This is a genomic window from Draconibacterium sediminis, from assembly GCF_000949475.1.
Taxonomy (GTDB): Bacteria; Bacteroidota; Bacteroidia; order Bacteroidales; family Prolixibacteraceae; genus Draconibacterium; species Draconibacterium sediminis.
Window position 1 is genome coordinate 1,278,632 of record NZ_JRHC01000001.1, and the last position, 19,563, is coordinate 1,298,194.

Consider the following 19,563-nt stretch of genomic DNA (forward strand, 5'->3'; position numbering starts at 1 on the left):
TCTTATTAACGGGGACTGAAAAGGAAGCTTAAATTCTTTATGGAATGAAATATCAGTTGATAGTAAACTAGGTGAGGCTTTTTATCCGGACGACTGTGTGGATTTACCTACTCATTTTGGGGAAATTATAAATGTATTTCATTTTTCCTGTAAGTTCAGGAAACATAACCTGTGTTAAAGAATTTTATAAACTTGCTCAGAGATAGGGAAATGGTGTTTGGTTTAAGAGTCAGAAAATCAGGTTGTTGTGTTGGTTTTCACCAGGCGCTTAAACAATGGTGACTTGATTGATATTTAGAAAAAACATCCTGATTAACCTTGATAACAAAATGGCAGGATTTTGCCATATAGTATAGTAACAGGGGATTATGAAATTTGGAGAATTGAACAGGTTTCAGGAATTCTCGCGATTAGTAACGCTATAAAATTTAAAGAAATGAAACGAGTAAATAATAATTACGAAACAATGGTGGAAGCCATTGAAGACCTAAAATCAAGAGGTTATACGCACAACTTTAATGTTGAGCCGAACGGAGTACTTTCTGAAGGAAAAAGTTCGCGCAAATATTTACCATCAAGTGTTGAGCTGCATGAGTTGCACCGTTTCGAAGGAGCAACAAATCCATCGGACATGAGCATTTTATATGCTGTTGGAACCGATACTGGTGAGAAAGGAACAGTTGTAGATGCATTTGGTGTTGATGGTTCGGAAACCGTTTCGAAGTTTATGAACCATGTGGCTCAGAAACAATTTGAGATGGGGAAATAGTAAATAGATTAAATAATACGATCGTTCAAGGCAGGCAATTCGCTCTGTCTTTTTTTGTGAAAGCCAATAACAATTTGTAGCAAAATGTACTTCAAAATTTATTGACTCACCCTGATTATGCCTTCGACACAATCGTCCCTCTCTTCTCTCGAAGAGAGGGAATGAGGGAGAGTTCGCTGAAAATTTGCATTACTTTCATCACTGTTGGTGATTCACCGGAATCATGATTGTTTTTTTATGAAAGCACCGGGATTCAATAGCTGTGTAAAAATCTGGAAAATTTGAGCATAAAAAATTGCCTCGGTGTTTTCAGGCAAGAGGAGGTGTTGTAGATTTTTTTATACAAATTGAGGAAACAGCTTCTAGTGCTCGCAATCTTCAATCAACAGTTCAAGAAAATCAGTCGACAAGGGTTTTTCAAGGTATGCACTTACAAATGGATATTGCATAACCTTATTCCGGTCGTCTTGTTTTTGTGAAGATGTACATACAAAAACCTCTATCGATTTTTTCAATTTTTTCAGCTCGTTAAAATATTGCAGAAACTTAAATCCGTCCATAACCGGCATATACAGGTCTAAAAGAATGTAATCCGGTAGATCTTCCTTGTTTTTTATTTGTTTTAAATAGTCGATACCTTTCTGAGCGTTTTCGAAATGTATGAGATAATCCGATAGTTTTTTTTGTTCCAAAATAGAGTTATAAATACGCACCATCTCCGTATCGTCATCTATGAATATAATTTTCTTATATCCTGTATTCATCTCCATTTTATAATTTGTTTTGCTATTGGTAATCCAAATACTATTCCAAAAACCAAGCAGCAAACTTCATTATTAAACGCATTTAAACTATAGTTTTATATCATACAATTTAATTTTGTTGTAGAGTGTTTTGCGGTCGATATTCAGAATTTTTGCCGCCTTCGATTTATTGTAACCGGCTTCCTGGATGGTTTCAATGATCAGCTTTTTTTCAATTTCCGAAGACGCATGTTTTAATTTCGAATCGGTGTTAATGTTTTGTACCGTAACGGTTTGAGTATGGTTGCTACTGGTCTCCGGATGTAAAATCTCTGAGGGGAAACATTCGGTGTCAATTTGTTCTCCTTCAGCCATTAACACCGCTCTTTTTATCACATTCTTCAGTTCGCGGAGATTGCCGTACCACGGATATTTTAAAATAACCGATTCGGCTTCGGGCGTAACGCCACTAATATTTCGCTTAAGCTCTTTGTTGGCACTGTCGATAAAATGGCTCAAAAAAGCCTTTATATCTTCGGGGCGTTCGCGCAGTGGGGGCAGGGTAATTTTAAATTCGTTGAGGCGGTGATACAAATCCTCTCTGAAATTGTTTTCTTTTACCTCGTGGTTTAAATCTTCGTTTGTTGCTGCAATTATGCGTATGTCAATACTTTTTTGCTTGTCATCTCCTAAACGCGAAACAACCCGTTCCTGGATGGCGCGTAAAAGTTTTAACTGAACATCATAACTCAGGTTACCTATTTCATCAAGAAAAAGGGTGCCACCATCGGCTTTCTGAAAAACACCAACTTTATCGGATATTGCACCTGTAAACGACCCTTTTATATGTCCGAAAAGCTCGCTGTTTGCCAGCTCTTTCGGAATGGCACCACAATCGATCGCCAGAAATGGTTTGTCTTTTCGCAGGCTGTTTTCGTGAATAAAACGCGCAATGTATTCTTTCCCAATTCCGGTTTCGCCCGAAACAATTACCGACATATCAGTAGGTGCTACCTTTCGAGCCAGGTTAATTACGTACTTTATTTTTGCGCTGTCGCCAATAATAAAATCGCCGTTTGAATAAACCGTTCTCCGGCTTTTTTTTGCCACTGAAGGCTCAGGTTTTGACAATAGTTTTTTTATCAGCCCCAAAAGTTCCTCTTGCTGAATGGGCTTTGTAATGTAGTCGCTGGCACCCAGTTTCATTAATTTTACTGCCATTCTTACATCCGCGTAGGCGGTCATTATAATTACCGGAACCGACTGTTTTATAGATTTTAGTTGTTGCATCAGGTCGAGTCCGCTGGTGTCGGGCAACCTGAAATCGCATAAAACAAGGTCGAATTTATTCTCCTTAAAAAGTTTGAGTGCGCCTTTTCCGTTAAAAGCAATTTCGGCACTGTACTTATTGTTTTGAAGATGTTTTTTTAATAGCTCACAGATGAATGTATCATCGTCAATAATCAATATCTTCTTCATATATTGAATTTATGTTGGTATAAGTTTATACAAAAGTGTAACTAAAAAGTTTACCCGACCTGGTGTCTATTTTTTAGCTGCTTTTGCCTGTTTTACTATCTCTTCTATTTGGGCGGAAACCTTCAGCACCGTATCGGGCAGCGCATCAAACTGCCGGTCTTTTAACGCCAGATCCTCGATTTTTGACAGTACGTTTGCTGTGCCGTTTAGTTTAAAAAATTTAAACGATGGAATGGCTTTATGTGCTCTTTCTCCAATAGTTTTCCAATCCTCGTTTTTCAACCCAACTTCAAATTCTGCCAGCAATGTTGCTGCATTATCGGTAAAATTGTCAATCATCGAATTAAAAAACTGCTTGTCGCCGGCAGCTGTTTTTTCCAGGTCGTGTACATTAAATGTATCGCCAGTTTCCGGTTCTTCAAAAATGGTTTCGCTGATTACCGCACTCGGTTTCTCGTTATGCTCAATCTGCAAAATGTTACAAACTTTATTGTATAAATCAAGCTCGTAGAAAGGTTTAATAACATAATCGTTAAAACCCACTTTCAGATAGGTATTAATATCGGTTTTTAACGCATTTGCCGTTAATGCAACAAATGGTGTATCGGCATTCAATCCTTTATTAGCACGTACTTTTTTTACCACATCAACGCCATTTTTTCGTGGCATGTGAATATCCAGCAATACCAGATCGAACTGTTTATCTTTTAGTTCTTCCAAAGCTTCTGCTCCGTCTTTTACCAGTGTGAAATCAGTTTGCCAGCCTTTTAAAATCAATTCTGATAACATGCGGTTATGCTTGTCGTCGTCGGCCAAAAGAATTCTTTTTCCACGCAGAAGACTTTCGTCAAGATCGTACGATTTTACTTTTTCTTTCCGCGGTTTAGCCTTTGATAATTCCAAAGGGATGTTTACCCTGAATGTGCTGCCCTCGTTCTTTTTGCTACTCACGGTAATGTCGCCTTTAAAAAGAGTAACAAGCTTTTTGCATATTCCCAAACCCAGCCCGGCACCGCCGCGAATTTTTTCCGTTCGTTTGTTTCCCTGCTCAAAAACATCGAATATATAAGGCAGGTCTTTTTCATCAATTCCAATTCCCGTATCGCTTACCTCAAAAATCAGTTCAACCATTTTTTTTGTTTTTCGGGTAACCGTTGTACTGAAGGTAATTTCACCTTTTTCCGTGTATTTTAAGGCGTTAACCAGCAAATTCATTAGTATTTGGCGTAAGCGGAAAGGATCTCCCTGCACAAATTCGGGGATTGCATTGTCGGTTGCCATCTTAAATTTCAGGTTTTTCGCGGCAGCTTGTTTGGTATAATCATCAGCCAGCTCGTTGAGTAATTCTTTAATCGAAAAGCTGGTTTTTTCAATGTAAACCTTGTCCATTCCCAGTTTAAAAAGGAATACAATTTCGTTTACCAAATAAAGGAGGTGCTCGGATGAGTTATTGATTAGCGAAATAAATTTCTGCTGCTGTGCATCCAGTTTTGTTTTCTTTAGCTGATCGGTGAATCCGATAATTGAATTAAGTGGAGTGCGGATTTCGTGGCTCATATTGGCCAGAAATATCGATTTTGCCTTGTTGGCACGCTGTGCTTCCTCTTTACTTTTAATCAGCTTTTCTTCCAGTATTTTGTCTTTTGTAGCATTCTGCGATATAAGAATTCCGGCTACTGTATTTCCTTCAATGTCTTTTACCGGAGCTGCAGCAATGTAATACACGTCTTTTTTATACCGAACTTCTCCTTCGGTAAATTCGCCGTTTATTGCTTTGTTGTAAAACGGAAAATACCGGCGTTGATCTTGTTTGGTATACACATCAAAAAGTGTTTTCCCGATAAAGCTTGAGTTGGTTAAATTGTACTTCTCTTTTTCTTTTCCACCCGCCAGAATATAACGGTATTCCGGGTCGAACAGAAATACATCCATTCCAGGTAGGTTATTTAAAACAATTGATTGGAAATCGGCCAGGTGCACATGCTGAAGATCCTTGAACGAATAATAAACAATAACCCGGTTGTTATCGGTATTACTGGCCAACATATCAAATTCAAGAACACATTCGCGCTGCCGGTTTATACCCGTTTTAAGCAGCACTTCGGCTTTTGTGTTCTTTTTTTCGCTCAAAGCTTCAAGAAATGCTGAATTAAATTCGTTTAGCGAACTTTCTTCAACCAAATCGGCAAGATTCAGTTTCTCCGGACGCTCGGTATAGTCGTTATGATAATTCTGAAATCCGGGGTCGAGAAGTATATCTCCGGCAGTATTTAAAATAAAAACGCCATCTTTCTTTGTGCGTTCTTCGGTTTCCTTTTCCCCAACGATGGAAACATCTTCGAGTTTTCTTATGCGTATTTTATTGAGATGAAATGACAACCACTGTTCTATCTGAATCAGGTTTTCTTCGTTCAGTTCCTTTTTATTCAGTAAGCTGTTAATCGTTTTTGAAAGTGAACTAAGGGAAAGTTTAAAATTATTTGAGTTGTCGGGCATTGATTATAATTGAAATACACTGTTATTAAAAGCATAAGATAAAGATACTTTTGCGGATTAAGGAATAAAGTGTCTATTATTTATACGATTTTAACGAATTGCCCAATTTTAGAAAAGTGATGCGTCTGGCAAATATAGTTTATGGCTTATAGGTTGATGAAGTGCTGCGATGGACGTTTTTATTCTTCTTCTTCTTCTTCTTCGCGAGTTCTATTTTTGCTACCGCGAATTAAATCAAGGAACAAATGGGTGCCAAATTCAAACGCCCAGTCTTTTAGCCCATCGGTAAAGTTATTAATTATCCCCACCGACGAACCCAACAGCTGCTTTTCGTTTAATTTCTGGCGGTACTCCAGGTTTTCCTTCATCAGCTCCAGTTCCCGCATATTTTTTACTCGCTTCATATTTGTAATGGTTTATGCTAATTTTTCTTCCCGGTTAGTTTATTTATGGTCTACTTCATCATCCTCGAACAATATTTCCGAGAAATTTGAAAGGAAGAACGAGGTCAATAGTTTGTTTCGGAATAAAAGAAAAACGATAAGAAGTACAACTAAACTGCCGAGCACAATAAATGCACCATCAAGGTAACTGCCGTAGGTTTCGCCATACCAAAAGGTGAACACAACCCCGGCGGAAGCCAGTATTAGCGTACACAATAAAATTATAATGAGCATCCCGAACAGAATGCTCATGTATTTCGATGTTTTCTTTAAAAACAGGAGCTTAACCAAGTCGATTCTTGTTTGCACATATTGTTTAACGGCTTCGTTAAGCCCTGCTATACTTTCTGTTAAATGATCACTCATTTTTTTACTTCTAATTGTTATTAATTACAATTATTAGTTCGCGGCTGCATCTTTGGCTGTTTTAGCCTTCGAATTCACTTTTTCTTTAATTTTTTCTTCCGTTTCTTCGGCTTTCGAGCGCATTTCAGAAACAACATCGTTCAGTTTTTCTTTAATATCATCCACTTTTTCACTAATGGTGTCCGATACATCTTGTGATGTTCTTCTAATCTGTTTGTTTAGTTTCTTACGTGTTTTCACGCCTTTGTCCGGAGCTACTAAAATTCCGGTTAAAGTTCCTGCTGCTGCTCCGGCAATAAATCCCATCAATACATTTGTTGCTTTACTCATGATAAAAGTTTTTAAGGTTATTATTAAATTGTTTCTAATCTCTGTACTCCCTGATAGAAAATTCCATTCCACTGTGCCAGTCTAATGTTTTGAATTGATATAAGGGCCAGATTTAAAGAGGTGTACGAGGTTTCGTGTAGTTTGGTTGCATACCGCCATTGTTGAGAATATTCTACAGTTTTTGTGTATTGTGTAGAATTGTTTCAGTTACGAGAGTGTTGAACCATTGTGTTTTAAAAGCTTTTTTGTGCATGGCACAATTTTCCCTTTTGTTAAGCGAAACATTAAATATGAAAATTATGAAAGCAATAGGAACTATTTTACTTCTAATTGGATTAGCAGGAACAGTATTTTTTGGAATAGAGGCCATAAATAACTCAGAAATATTTAGCTTTTTAGGCGTTGATGTTGCCTTAAGCAGTGCCAACTGGACACCTGTAATTATAAGTGGCGCCGTAGCGGTGTTGGGGATTGTTTTACTATCGGTGAAAAAGAAAAAACTGGCGTAAATTTTCAATATATAAACTTACTCATTTAAACATAAAAACGCAGTTGCAATGCTTGTTGCAACTGCGTTTTTATGTTTAAAGTTGCTGGTGTTTGATGAAGCAGAATATGTAAAAAGCACTTCCTGTTTTAATACCTGTAAAGCTAGTCGTTTGCCGCGCTTATTTTAAAGGGCTCGGCAAATTTTAATGGTTTATTGTCATGCTTATAATATACCGAATACTGATGGCTAAGTTGTACCCCAAAATAAAAAATTAACGAAACATAATAGATCCAGAGCAGAGTAACTACAAACGAACTGGCTGCCCCGTAAATTACGCCAAGTTGACTTTTTCCAATAAAAATACTAATGAGGTATTTACCAATAAAAAACAGCACCGAAGCACAAACGGCAGCAAATAAACTTGCTTTCCATTTTACCTCAATATCCGGAAGATAACGAAAGATTAGCGTAAATACGACCACCGTAATTAATAAAGCGGCACTCATTTCCAGTAGGTTAAAGAGGGTAATAAACTCCGGATCGAAGGTGCTGGATAACCAGTCCTGGAAAATGCTCATGGATGCGTCGATAACCAAGGAAATAAGCAATACCAGCCCAAGGCTTAAAATCAGTCCGAACGAGAACAGGCGGTCTCTTAAAAATTTCAGCACATTTAATTTCAGTTTCGATTTTACCCGAATTCGCCAGATATAGTTAATCGAGTTTTGCATAATGCTAAAAAGTGTTGTTGCCGAAATCAGAAAAAGGCCGCCTCCGATAAGTGCTCCCAAACCGCTTTTTTCGCTGATGTTGTAATTGTCGATGGCGGTTTGTAAAAGCCGGCTGCTGTCGTTACCAATCAGCCCCGATACTTCGTTAAAAAGTTTTGCCCTGATAATGGCATCGTTGGTAAACATACCAAACACCGAAATGATGATAATAAGCATGGGAGCAATGGAAAAAATAGCAAAAAACGATGTTGTCGCGGCCATTCCAACCGGATTATTCGCCGCGAATCTTTTTATTGCTTTCAAAACTATTTTTAGGTGATCTCTGAGTATTCGCATCATTTTTTATTCTTATTTTTTCGTTTGAAAATTTTGAGCCGATATTGCTCGGTTCCTCTATCGCTTATCAGGTATGCATAAGGTTTTAAGCTATCGATTTGACGCATAATAATTTTTAGTGTTGCCAATACCGGAATTACCACCAACATACCTGCTATACCCCAGATTATATTGGCAAACAGTAAACTGACTATAATCGCCAATGGATTTATTTTAATACTGTTTCCTACGATGTTTGGTGTTAGTAAGTTATTCTCAATAAATTGTATAATAATAAACAATACCACAACTTTTAGCATTGTTGGCAACGGATGCGGATAAGTAAAAAAGACATACATGAACGGTATAAAACCACCCAGAAACGTTCCAATGTAAGGTATAAGGTTGAGAAGCGCCGCCAGTACTCCAAGTACCAGGGCATGTTTAATTCCGATTATTAACAGCCCTGCCGAATTGAGAACGGCCAGTATCGCAACAACCAAAAAAAGTCCGCCAAGATATTTGGTTATAACTTTCGATATTTCGCGTAAAATCGTTAGCGTAACAAACTTTTTGTCTTTTGGAGTAATGCGTAAAATGAAGTGTGCTGTTTTTGTTCGGTAAAACAAAAGAAAGAAGGTGAACACCGGTAAAATACCAATCTGAAAAATTGTTGTTGTTGTAGTCGTAAAAACATTTCCTATTCCGGCTTGCCAGGTGTCAATAAAATTTTCTACAGCCCGGTCGAAATATTGCTCCACTGTTGACACATCAATTTCCAGTTTATCGGTTAGTACATTTTGTACATTAAGGCTTTTTTTGTCAAACTGCTCTTTTACATCATTAAAATCAATTTCAATATTTGAGGCTTTTAACGAGAATAAAAGTGCAATACCACCAATAAAAGTAATTACCACCAGCAACACCATTAAAATGGAAATAGCCCGGTTTACTCCCCATCGTTCAATTTTCCATACCACCGGGTAAAGCAAATAGGCGAAATACATCGCTATTACAATTGGGATAAGAATATTTTTGGTCAGGATTATAAAAGTCACAAATAGTGAGATTATAACCATAAAAAGTGCTGTTCTTGTTAATCCTGTGCTATTCATGCTGTTGGTGTATTTGCAGGATATATTGTAATAATTGTGCCAATTATCGGATTTACTACAAGCTCGCCATACATGCAATTACGTTTGGTGAAAAACAGGCATATGATTTCAATGCAGTTTTCCGGTTTTTCTTGAATCTGGCAAGGTGTTTTCTGTTTGTTGGTTAAATCAAAACAAATTAGTTATGGCAAAAAAGAACAATATTCCACAAGTGAAAAACGAAGAACAATACGAAGCCTTACGAGACAAAGGCTACAGCAAACAAAAGTCGGCACGAATAGCCAATACGCCGGATTCGGGAATAAAAGGCGGAAAAAGCAGTAAATACGAAGAACGCACAAAACAAGAGTTGTACGAAAAAGCCCAACAAGTGGGAATTAAAGGGCGAAGTAAGATGAATAAAGAAGAGTTAATTGAGGCCTTACGGAATAACTAAGAGCTATCGGTTGACTATCAAGGCAGGGCGATGAACTGCCCATGAAAAATTTTGTCTACGGAATAATCATCTCCACACAGCGGGGTAAAATTTCTACATTTACATGTAGTGGCTGACCCATAATTTCCCCATCAATTTGTAAGTTCTGCAGCTCCGGATTTTTGATTTTTACCTTTTTGCATTTGTAAGTATCAACAAAATCAAGGGTGTGAATCTGGCGGGTGTAGAAAGGTACAAGCATCTCCAGAAATTCGCTAACATTTTGCGGGCGAAGAATTACCAACTCAAAATAACCGTCATCAGGTTTTCCTTCGGGATTGATAACCGCGCCGGTTCCAAATTTCGAGGCGTTGGCCAAAACCACCATAAATGCTTTTTTCGATACGGTTGCGTCTTCTAAAGTAATTTCAAAGGCTGCCGGATCTGCATTTCCAAACTCCTCGATAAACGATTTGGTATATCCCAATAATCCTCTGCTGTCGCTTTTTTCGTAGGTGCTAATCAGTTGCGCGTTAAAGCCTATGTCGCTTAAATGCAGGCAAATGTACTTTTCGTTTATTTGCAGCACATCAATCTTTTTCGATTTTCCTTTTGTTATCAGTTTCAGGTTTTCTTCAACGCCTGTTGGCAGGTTAAGTTCCGATGCCATTCCGTTTGCCGAGCCCATGGGGAGTATACCCATTTTTGTGGGTTGGTTTAACACTGTTTGTGCTACCAGGTTGATAGTGCCGTCGCCACCTACGGCCACTACAGTCGATGGCTGCAACTTTTCGATTTTAGCACTAATTTTTTGCTTGTCATTTTCTCCGGTGGTATAAAAGAATTCAACAGCCTGGTCGTGTTCTTTCATAAAACGGCGAATCTCGTCCTGTAAATCGTCCTTTTCAATGTCTCCCGAAATAGGATTTATCACGAATAGTAACTTTTCTTCTGGCATATCTTATGTATTTGTTTCCCGTAAATAGTATAAATTCTGTGCCGAAAACAGCTATGACAGACAAAAATGAAATGACCGATTATTTTGAGCGGAAAAACAAAGGTTTCCTGAAAAAGCAAAAGTTCAGGCTAAAAAATAAACTGGGTTGGCTTGGCGTTCCACAGGTTGTTCCTTATCGTGGATTTGGCTCGTACGCATCGGCCGAAGCCATCATTACCGGGGCATTGTACGAAGATAAAGGACTGGAAAAACCTGAAGGGAAAAATTCATCGCGCGAAAATATACTGGCCATGTTAAAGCGGTATTCGGGTGATCAGATTCCCGGAGCACGAATAAAAATTTATTTAGGAAACGAGCAAAAGCAACGATTAACCGAAGAAAACGGTATTTTTAAAGTAACAATGCCCTTAAATGAAATGAACGGTGAACGGAAAACTAAATGGATTCCTTACCAGGCCGAGTTGATGGATCAGATAGGGCCTGAAACAAATAATTCCAGGGTACCGGGTGAAATTTTAATACCGGGAAAAGATGCTGCATTTGGTGTGATTTCAGATATTGACGATACGATAATGATCAGCCATTCTACACAAACATTGCGAAAGTTGCGGTTAATGCTTACCCATAATTCGCGAACCCGAAAACCATTTCCGGGGGTAGAAGCTTTTTACCGGGCGCTGCACAAGGGGGCCAGCGGAAACAGCAACAATCCGTTTTTTTACCTGTCGAGCAGCGAATGGAATTTGTACGACCTTATTGATGATTTTTGTTCGTACAACCAGTTTCCGAAGGGCGTTTATTTGCTTCGCGAAATTAATCCGGGGCTTTTAAATTTATGGAAACAGGGTGGCGGAAATCATGAGCATAAATTTGATAAAATAATCAGGCTTTTTAAAACCTATCCCCGGCTGTCGTTTGTGCTGGTGGGCGATAACGGACAGCACGACCCCGATATTTATGCCCGCGTGGCACGTTTATTTCCACAGCGTATTAAGGCCATTTATATTCGAACGGTGCGGAAAAAGAAAGACCGGCACATGAAAAAACTGATTGCCGAAATGGAAGAATTGAATGTGCAAATGGTTTTTACACCCGATACAATTAATGCAGCTCAGCATGCGCAAAGTATAAATCTTATTGCCGAATCTGCAGTTAAACCAATTATCGAAAACAGTTTTACCGATTAAGGTGTTTTATGTTTGCCACGCAATAATTATGATCAAAAAAATAGTCAACATATTCTTCATGTCGTTAATCCTGCACCTGTTTGGCTTCGGTCTGCAAGCCCAGGAAAATTACGAAATCAGAAAGATAAGTTTCAAAGGAAACCGATCGTTGGAGAGTAGCTATTTGCTCGATAAAATGGTGGTTGATGAGGTTTCGTACCTGGAGAAATTGTTAACCGATAACGATCCTTCGTTGTTTAGCCGCGAGTTACTGGATTTGGATTTGGAACGCCTGAGAAAAACCTATCAAAGCGAAGGTTTTGTGAAAGCGCGGGTAGTGCTTGATTCGCTAAAAGTAAACGATGAGAAACAGACTGTAAAACTCCATTTTATTATCAACGAAGGCGAACCATACACCATTGATACGGTAATTTTTAAATTGAAAAAAGCCAATCCTCAGATAAACATTGATTCTATTGCCAGCCGAAACATCCGAAAACTTTCTTTAATCCATTCAAAACGATTCAGCGACGAGGCTTTGAAAGTAGACATTGCCGCAATCCGAAATATTTTTTTAGACATGAGTTATGCTTATGTTGATGTAGATTATGAAATTCAGCTCGATACCACACAGCAGCTGGTTGGGATTACTTATCTAATAAATCCCGGGCCTGTCAGTCATTTTGGAGCCACAACCATAAAGGGAAATAAACATGTGGATGAGGAATTTATTCGGAAGCAGTTTAACTACAGGGAAGGAGAAGATTACAATAAATCGCTGTTAGATAAAACGCGCGAGTCTTTGTATCACTTGCAGCTTTTTAGTGTGGTTTCGGTGCTTCCACAAAAGGATAAAACAACTTTGCGCGACCCGATTCCGGTGAATCTATACATTGAAGAAGCGCCACGATTGAACACCGAGTTTGGTGCCGGTTATGGTACCGAGGATAAATTCCGTGCCTTTGTCGATTTAACTTATCTCGGATTTTTGGGTACCGCCCCGCGCATCAATATTTACGCAAAACATTCGGCAATTGAGCCTTATTACCTGAGTATGAAATGGACGCAGCCACAGGTGTTCGATAAAAAAGGAAGCGTTTCCATCAATCCATTTCTGGGGAGTAATAAAGAGCCGGGGTACCAAACGCGTACCTATGGATTAAACCTGCCTTTAACCTATCGTTTTAACAAAGAGCTTGATGCAACGCTCACGTATTATTACGAGAAAGTAAAACAGCAAATAGAAGAGGGCGATCCTGAATTTCCCGATCCGGAAGATGAGAACTATCTCTACAATAAATCGGGTGTGTTGTTAAGTTCGGTTTTTTCAACAGCGCGCCCGAAATTTTCGCCTGATCAAGGTGTTAACCTGTCGATGGGAATGAAGCTGAACGGTTATAAGTTTGGTGGCGATTTTAGTTATCTGCGTCTTTGGGGCGATTTTCGAACCTATCAAAAAATTGATGATCTGGTGTTGGCACTTCGTGGCATGATCGGGGGGATTCACTCCTCTGACGAAAGTGGTTTTATTCCTGTTGAAGACCGTTTTTATTCCGGAGGCAGCAACTCAATCCGTGGTTGGAGCCGCTCGGATTTGGGGCCAAAACGCGAAAGCGGAACTCCCCTGGGCGGTAAAAGTATTTTGGAAGGAAATGCAGAGCTTCGATATCCGCTTTTTTGGCGCCTGAGTGGTGTAGCCTTTTTTGAAGGAGGTAATGTTTGGGAGAAAGCGTTTAGCTACAAAATAAACGAACTGGCATACGCAGCCGGTGGTGGATTGCGTGTTGAAACGCCAATTGGTCCGGTGCGTTTTGATGTTGGATTTCCGTTGTGGAACGAGAAAAAAAGCCCGCAGTTTTTTATCAGTGTCGGACAGGCATTTTAAGGAAAAGAATGAAAAGTATAGTTCGGAAAATATTGCTCGTTATGGCTTGGCTGCTGGCCGGCATCATCATTTTACTGCTCCTTTCCGGATTGCTGATTCAAACACAGCCGGTAAAAAACAAACTCGCACGAGTGGTTGTAAAACAGGCTGAGAAAGTTGTAAATGGGGAATTGACGATTGGTAAAATAAGCGGCAACTTTTTCTCCAATTTATCATTGGAGGATGTGCTCTGGACGTACCGGGAAGATACTTTTATATACATCAATTCGGTAGCTGCATCGTACAGTTTGTGGCCGCTAACCCGAGGTGAGTTACAACTGTCAAAGGCCAGTATAAATGCACCATACGTAAACTTTCAGCAACACCAAGACTCCACCTGGAATTTCAACTCTTTAGTAAATGAACAAACTGAAAGTTCAACGGATACTACGTCGGCATCCGGTAATTTTCGATTGCTTTTATCCAACTTCCAAATTAACGCAGGCCGGATGCAAATTCAGGCGCTCGATTCGCTTATTCCCAACGAAGTGCGAAATATAAATCTGGAGGCAGACGGCGCTTATTCCTCCAAAGAGCAAACGCTAAACTTAAAGCGCTTTGGTTTGCAAACTCACAGTCCTGATTTTGATTTACGCGAATTAAGTTTTGCCGCCCGACGCACTGAAGAAAACATTTCGCTTAATGACTTCCATTTAAAAACAGCACAAAATGGGTTGGATGCAACAGCTAAATACTCCGGTGATGAAACGAAGGAAATTTTTGCTGAAATGCAAACAAACCCAATAACCATTAATGAGTTTGAGTTTTTGTTGCCAAATTTCACTCTTCCTGCTCAACCGGAAATTAGTTTCAAGGCAAATTCTACACAAAAGGGCGTTGAAGCAACACTTTCTGTTCGGGATAAAAATCAGCAGTTAAACCTCGATCTTTTTTCCGAAAATCTACTGCAGTTTATCAATGGTAGTGATAAAACAGGGCTGAAATACAACGTTTCCGGGAACATAGAAAATATTAATCTGGCACACTGGATTGGGAACCCGGAGTTGGATCATACGATAAACGGCAACTTTAAAATTGATGGAAACGGAACAGATCCGAAAACTGCAGATATAAAAGTAGATGGAGATTTTAGGGATTGTGTCTTTGCGCAAAAGCCGGTTAAAAGGATAAATCTGAAACTCCGGATGAATCATGGAGATCTTTCGGGAAGGATCAATGCCAAAGGAAATTTTGGATCGCTTACCGTTCTGCCGGAAATAAAAGATCTTTTGGAGCGTCCAACATCCAAAATGCAGCTGGTGACAAAAAATTTGAACCTGGCGCCTTTGTTGGGTAACGATTCTTTACAATCGGATATCAACTTAAAAGCCGATTTGAGTGGTGAAGGTTTTGATCCTGAGATACTGCAGGTCCGTGCAAATTTGAAACTGAGTAAGTCTTCTTTAGCCGGATACCAATTGGATTCTATGATGGGGCAGGTTAATTACAGCCAACAAAATATTGTAATAGATTCGCTTTGGGCAAACGCAGAATCGCTGCATTTAACGGCTTCGGGGAATTACAATTTAGCCGGAAGTTCAGCTATTGAGTTGGTGGCAGAATTTGAAAATCTAGAGGATTTTTCAGCTTTTATACCATTGGATAGTGTCTACGGGAAGGGAAATGTAAATGCCCAACTTTCGGGTAGACAAGACTCTTTGTCGTTGGCAGCAAACGTAGAATTACAAAAAGCAGGATTTACTGATATCTCAGCCGGAAAACTTGTGGTGAATGCTACCGGACAACTTACTCCGGGTGATACCACTTTTTCTGCAGTTGCTCAGCTAGAAAGTTTCAAAGCCGGAAGTTTTGAGTTGGATAGCATTCGTGCCGCTGCCAATTATTTTATCGATTCATTGCAGTTGGAGATGCAGGCAAATGGCAACGAGCTTCAAACACAACTGAAGTCCGAAATCGCACTTGGAAATGTGATAAAGATTGCTCTTTCGGAATGGGATCTGGATTTTAAAAACCAACATCTGCACCTGGCTGAAACACCTGCGGTACTCGAACTGGATTCGTTGGAATACAGGCTAAGTAACCTGAAAATGGTTTCCGATAATACCGATTCAGCCCAGTACATAAAAGCCGGTGGAGTATTTTCGCAGCACGGCGATGAAGATTTTGAGTTTGAAGTGGCCAATGTGGATATTCCCGGCTTGCTGGAAAGTTTTGGGGTAAATGCCGAAATTTCCGGAAGAATAAATGCTGAAGCGAGACTTAACGGAACAGCGTCGTTGCCGGAGTTGAATGGAAGTTTGGAAATTGATGAGGCCCTGGTTTATGGTTATAAATTTACCGATTTTGGCGGAACGTTTAACTTAAAAGACGACCGTCTGAATTTTGACGGACAAGTTGTTCCGCTTGATACAGGCATGCTTGAAATAAAAGCCAATATTCCTTTAGAGGCCAGGTTTGACAGTATGAGCTTTTTAGTAGACTCAAATGCCGCGGTTAGTGGTGGGGTAACTGTGCAGCGTTTTCCCTTGTCGGCAATGCAGTTTTTAGATGAGGCCGAAAAGGTGGAAGGATTTTTAGACGGGCAGCTAAATTTGGGCGGTACCTTAAAATCTCCTGAGCCGGATGGAAATCTAAGCCTGAAAAATGCTGAAATTTTAATTCCCAAATACGGCATTGAATACAAAAACATTATACTCGATCTTCAGTTTTCGGAAAATGCGGCTCAGCTCGATTCGTTTTTCATAAAAACGGACGACGGAAATCTAAAAGCCACCGGTGCAGTTGATTTTGGATCTGCCATTTACAACGGAAAAATCAAACAATCTGAAATAAATATTCATTTCAACTCCTTTAATCCGGTAGATCACCGGCAGTTTAATATGGAAATGTCAGGCGATGCCAGTTTAAAGGCCGAGGGCGGGAAAATGGTTTTTGACGGCGATCTGGAAATACCTGAAGCCAATATTTATTTGCCGGCAATTATGAATTTAACCGGGCAGTTTACCAAACCGGAATTACCTGAACCGGTATTGATGCGCGAAATACAAAAACTAAAAGACACAACAATTGTATCCGTGGCAGTAAACGATACGATTTCTGTAAATGATACGCTCAGTATTGGTTCGCTTTCTAACTTAACCGGGCGGCTTTCTGTTAAAATTCCACAGAATACATGGATAAGAAACAAGGAGCTGTATGTGGAGGTCTCCGGAGATCTGGAGGTTATAAAAAACCCTGAGTTTTTCGAGCTTTTTGGAAGTATTAATGTGGTGCGCGGACAGTATCAGCTTCTTGGAAAAACCTTCAAAATTGATGAGGGAAGCATCACTTTTCAGGGCGGAGAAGAACTGGTGCCGCGGCTGAATATTCAGGCAGTGTATGCTTTTCGTAATCCCGAAAAAGTAAAGCAGGAACTAACGGCCCGGGTGTCGGGAACTGCCGGTGAGCCGGAGATTAGCTTTACACTCGATGGTAGCCAAATCAGTGAAGGTGATGCCCTTTCGTATATTTTGTTTGGTACGGCAATGAACGAGTTAAGCATTGCACAACAGGAGAATGTTTCTGGAGCTGGGCAAATTGCAGGTTCGGCAGCTATGTCGTTGCTTTCGTCGCAATTAACCGAGTTACTGGGCGAGAAACTTGATGTTGACTACATTGAGCTAAAAGGTGAAGGTGATTTTGAAAATGCCACTGTTGTTGTGGGCAAATACATTACCAACGACCTGTTTGTAAGCTACGAACAGCGCTTTGGCGAAACCGATGAAAAAGATCTTTCAAAGTACGAAGTAAAACTGGAGTACGAACTGTTCCGGTTCCTGTTTCTTCAGCTAAATAACTCGTCGAGCGAAAGTGGTTTTGATGTGATTATAAAACTCAATTCGAATTAGTTTACGAAGCAGCGATTACCCGCATAATTTCAAATTCAGGATTAAGTTTTAAAAATGGGGCTGTGCTAAGTGGTTTAATAACAGAATGGTGATTAATATTATTTCTGTTTTGTTTTTTGTTAAATTACGATTTTTCAGATGTTACACAACTACAGTATAACTATATTTGCCACGAATTCGTAGGTGTAGTACCGGATAAAACTGAAGAGAGATAAAATGAATAAAATTGTATGCTTGCTGTTAATACTTCTTTTTTCGTTTTCCCTCAAAGCACAAAATAATACCGGCTTTCGTTCGCTTTTGCAGCAACTTCAGCAGGCTGACGATGATGCAACCAGAACCGAGTTACTCATCGAACTTTCACGACAAACCCGGGCCCAAAACCTTTCCGAAAGTTTGAGTTATGCACAACAGGCTTTAACTACTTCTGAAGAACTTGATGATCCGTTGTTAACAGCACAGGCGCACAATAATATGGGCATTATTTTGTACCATATTGGCGGGTACGACAGGTCTTTGGAGCATTTTCTCGAAAGCAAAAAAATATATGAAAATACCGGCGAAGATAACCTGTTGATTGGGCAGATCAATAACATCTGCGGGGTGCATTTGCAATTGGAAGAATACGACAAAGCCTGGATTTTATACCAGGAACTGTTTGATAAACAGAACGAATTGCTGGCACGGGGCGATTCGTCGAACCTCCCGCAAATGCATGTTTTTTATAACCGCATGGGAATTATCAGCGAAAAACGGGGAGAGCTGAAAAAGGCACAATCGTTTTTTGAAATGGCGGTTGAAAATGCGACCAAATACAACTATCAAAACCGGCTGGCTTCGATTTATAATTCGATGGCAGAGAATTATTTTCGCTTAAATCTTGAGGAAGAAGCACTGCAAACCCTGCAACTGGCTGTAAAATTTAGCGAGGAATTCGACGACATGATCGAATTATCGCGGGCAAACCGGCAGATTGGCCAGTATCATTATGAGAAAAACAATATTGACGAAGCGCTGACAAAAGCATTACAAAGTCTACAGGCTGCCGAAAAAACAAAGTCGTTTGTGCTGGAAAGTGAAGCTTATTATCTCTTGTACGAGATTGAGCAAACGGCAGGCAATTTTTCCGATGCACTGGATTATTATAAAAATTATACCACCCGGCAGGATAGCATTTTTAACGAGCAAACCATTAAGGAAATTACGCGTCTTGAGATGACGCACGAGTTTGAAAAAAAGCAGGAACAATACAAAAACCAAAATGCTCGAGTAAAACTTACATACGGAATAATAATTCTGGGACTGCTTCTTGGCCTTATCATTTTTGTATTGTATTTCAGGCTAAATAAAAGCAAAGACAAAGGTGCGTATCTGGCCATGAAAACACTGGAAAAGGATCTGGAATTACGCGAAAGAGAACTTGTAATGAAGGAACTTTACCTGGTGGAGAAAAACCAAACCTTACAAAAAGTTATAAAACAACTTTCGGATGCCAGGGGTAAGGCCAGGGCGGAAGTGAAAGCCATAATTGAAGATTCGGAGAAGTTGTTAAAGGCAAGTTTAAACACTTCGGTGTGGGAAGAGTTTGAAACCAGGTATCAGCAGGTGCACGAAGGATTTTATGAAAAAATTCGTGAACGATTCCCTGATCTGTCGCCAACCGAAGAGAAATTGTGTGCTTTACTGCGACTCGGAATGTCGTCGAAAGAAATTGCCGAGCTGTCGCAACAAAGTGTAAAAAGTGTTGAAGTTGCCCGGTCGAGGTTGCGAAAAAAGCTAAATCTTACCAATACCAATGTTAATTTAAGCACATTTCTCGCCAATCTGTAAACGAACTTATTTTCTCTTTTAATTTTTACTTCTTTTTCGTTTGATATTGAAGGTTTATGCCGTGTAAGTGTCATGTGTTTAGTGTTTTATGTGAACGTGCAACTGCTGGTTATTAGGTGGTAAATTTCGTGTGAGTGGTATTGTT

The 19,563-nt window shown here is 39.6% G+C and carries 16 protein-coding genes; 7 read left to right on the plus strand and 9 right to left on the minus strand.

Annotation, left to right across the window (positions count from 1 at the left end; translation table 11 throughout):
- Positions 1-436 precede the first annotated feature (436 nt).
- On the plus strand, positions 437-769 hold the full coding sequence (locus LH29_RS05295; RefSeq protein ID WP_045026438.1) for a hypothetical protein: 333 nt from the start codon (positions 437-439) through the stop codon (positions 767-769).
- A 362-nt stretch (positions 770-1,131) separates the two neighbouring features.
- Here LH29_RS05295 and LH29_RS05300 read toward each other — a convergent pair whose 3' ends face one another.
- The 6 genes from LH29_RS05300 to LH29_RS05325 all read right to left on the minus strand — a co-directional run bounded on the left by LH29_RS05300 (position 1,132) and on the right by LH29_RS05325 (position 6,626).
- Positions 1,132-1,539 carry a response regulator gene (locus LH29_RS05300; protein WP_157493573.1) on the minus strand — a complete coding sequence of 136 codons (408 nt, stop codon included), beginning with the start codon at positions 1,537-1,539 and terminating at the stop codon, positions 1,132-1,134.
- An 81-nt stretch (positions 1,540-1,620) separates the two neighbouring features.
- On the minus strand, positions 1,621-2,991 hold the full coding sequence (locus LH29_RS05305) for a sigma-54-dependent transcriptional regulator (RefSeq protein WP_045026441.1): 1,371 nt from the start codon (positions 2,989-2,991) through the stop codon (positions 1,621-1,623).
- 66 nt (positions 2,992-3,057) lie between these two features.
- Positions 3,058-5,487 carry an ATP-binding protein gene (locus LH29_RS05310; protein ID WP_045026443.1) on the minus strand — a complete coding sequence of 810 codons (2,430 nt, stop codon included), beginning with the start codon at positions 5,485-5,487 and terminating at the stop codon, positions 3,058-3,060.
- A 179-nt stretch (positions 5,488-5,666) separates the two neighbouring features.
- Positions 5,667-5,891, minus strand: coding sequence for a hypothetical protein (locus tag LH29_RS05315; protein WP_045026446.1), 225 nt, complete (start codon positions 5,889-5,891; stop codon positions 5,667-5,669).
- 39 nt (positions 5,892-5,930) lie between these two features.
- Positions 5,931-6,296 carry a hypothetical protein gene (locus LH29_RS05320; protein WP_045026449.1) on the minus strand — a complete coding sequence of 122 codons (366 nt, stop codon included), beginning with the start codon at positions 6,294-6,296 and terminating at the stop codon, positions 5,931-5,933.
- A 33-nt stretch (positions 6,297-6,329) separates the two neighbouring features.
- Complete coding sequence (locus LH29_RS05325) at positions 6,330-6,626, minus strand: YtxH domain-containing protein (RefSeq protein WP_052670614.1); 297 nt, start codon at positions 6,624-6,626, stop codon at positions 6,330-6,332.
- Between the two features lie 299 nt (positions 6,627-6,925).
- Between LH29_RS05325 and LH29_RS05330 the strand changes: the two genes are divergently transcribed.
- Positions 6,926-7,135, plus strand: a complete 210-nt coding sequence (locus tag LH29_RS05330) for a hypothetical protein (protein ID WP_045028756.1) — start codon at positions 6,926-6,928, stop codon at positions 7,133-7,135.
- Between the two features lie 142 nt (positions 7,136-7,277).
- Here LH29_RS05330 and LH29_RS05335 read toward each other — a convergent pair whose 3' ends face one another.
- Positions 7,278-8,186 carry a YihY/virulence factor BrkB family protein gene (locus tag LH29_RS05335; protein WP_052670615.1) on the minus strand — a complete coding sequence of 303 codons (909 nt, stop codon included), beginning with the start codon at positions 8,184-8,186 and terminating at the stop codon, positions 7,278-7,280.
- On the minus strand, positions 8,183-9,277 hold the full coding sequence (locus LH29_RS05340) for an AI-2E family transporter (RefSeq protein WP_082063419.1): 1,095 nt from the start codon (positions 9,275-9,277) through the stop codon (positions 8,183-8,185). The genes LH29_RS05335 and LH29_RS05340 overlap by 4 nt, the downstream gene beginning before the upstream one ends.
- 184 nt (positions 9,278-9,461) lie before the next feature.
- Between LH29_RS05340 and LH29_RS05345 the strand changes: the two genes are divergently transcribed.
- Positions 9,462-9,713 (plus strand): DUF7218 family protein, encoded by a 252-nt coding sequence (locus LH29_RS05345; protein ID WP_045026451.1) that lies wholly within the window; start codon positions 9,462-9,464, stop codon positions 9,711-9,713.
- A gap of 55 nt (positions 9,714-9,768) precedes the next feature.
- Here the strand turns inward: LH29_RS05345 and LH29_RS05350 are convergent, their stop codons facing one another.
- A complete protein-coding gene (locus LH29_RS05350) occupies positions 9,769-10,650 on the minus strand; it encodes a diacylglycerol/lipid kinase family protein (protein WP_045026454.1) in 882 nt (293 codons plus the stop codon).
- Between the two features lie 53 nt (positions 10,651-10,703).
- On the opposite strand from LH29_RS05350, the gene LH29_RS05355 reads away from it, so the two are divergent.
- The 4 genes from LH29_RS05355 to LH29_RS05370 all read left to right on the plus strand — a co-directional run bounded on the left by LH29_RS05355 (position 10,704) and on the right by LH29_RS05370 (position 19,418).
- Positions 10,704-11,837, plus strand: coding sequence for an App1 family protein (locus LH29_RS05355; RefSeq protein ID WP_045028764.1), 1,134 nt, complete (start codon positions 10,704-10,706; stop codon positions 11,835-11,837).
- A 58-nt stretch (positions 11,838-11,895) separates the two neighbouring features.
- Complete coding sequence (gene bamA / locus LH29_RS05360; protein ID WP_045026457.1) at positions 11,896-13,701, plus strand: outer membrane protein assembly factor BamA; 1,806 nt, start codon at positions 11,896-11,898, stop codon at positions 13,699-13,701.
- 8 nt (positions 13,702-13,709) lie between these two features.
- Entirely contained in the window at positions 13,710-17,588 is a 3,879-nt protein-coding gene (locus LH29_RS05365) for a translocation/assembly module TamB domain-containing protein (RefSeq protein ID WP_045026460.1), read from the plus strand.
- Positions 17,589-17,804: 216 nt separating this feature from the next.
- Positions 17,805-19,418, plus strand: a complete 1,614-nt coding sequence (locus tag LH29_RS05370) for a tetratricopeptide repeat protein (protein WP_045026470.1) — start codon at positions 17,805-17,807, stop codon at positions 19,416-19,418.
- Positions 19,419-19,563 lie beyond the last annotated feature (145 nt).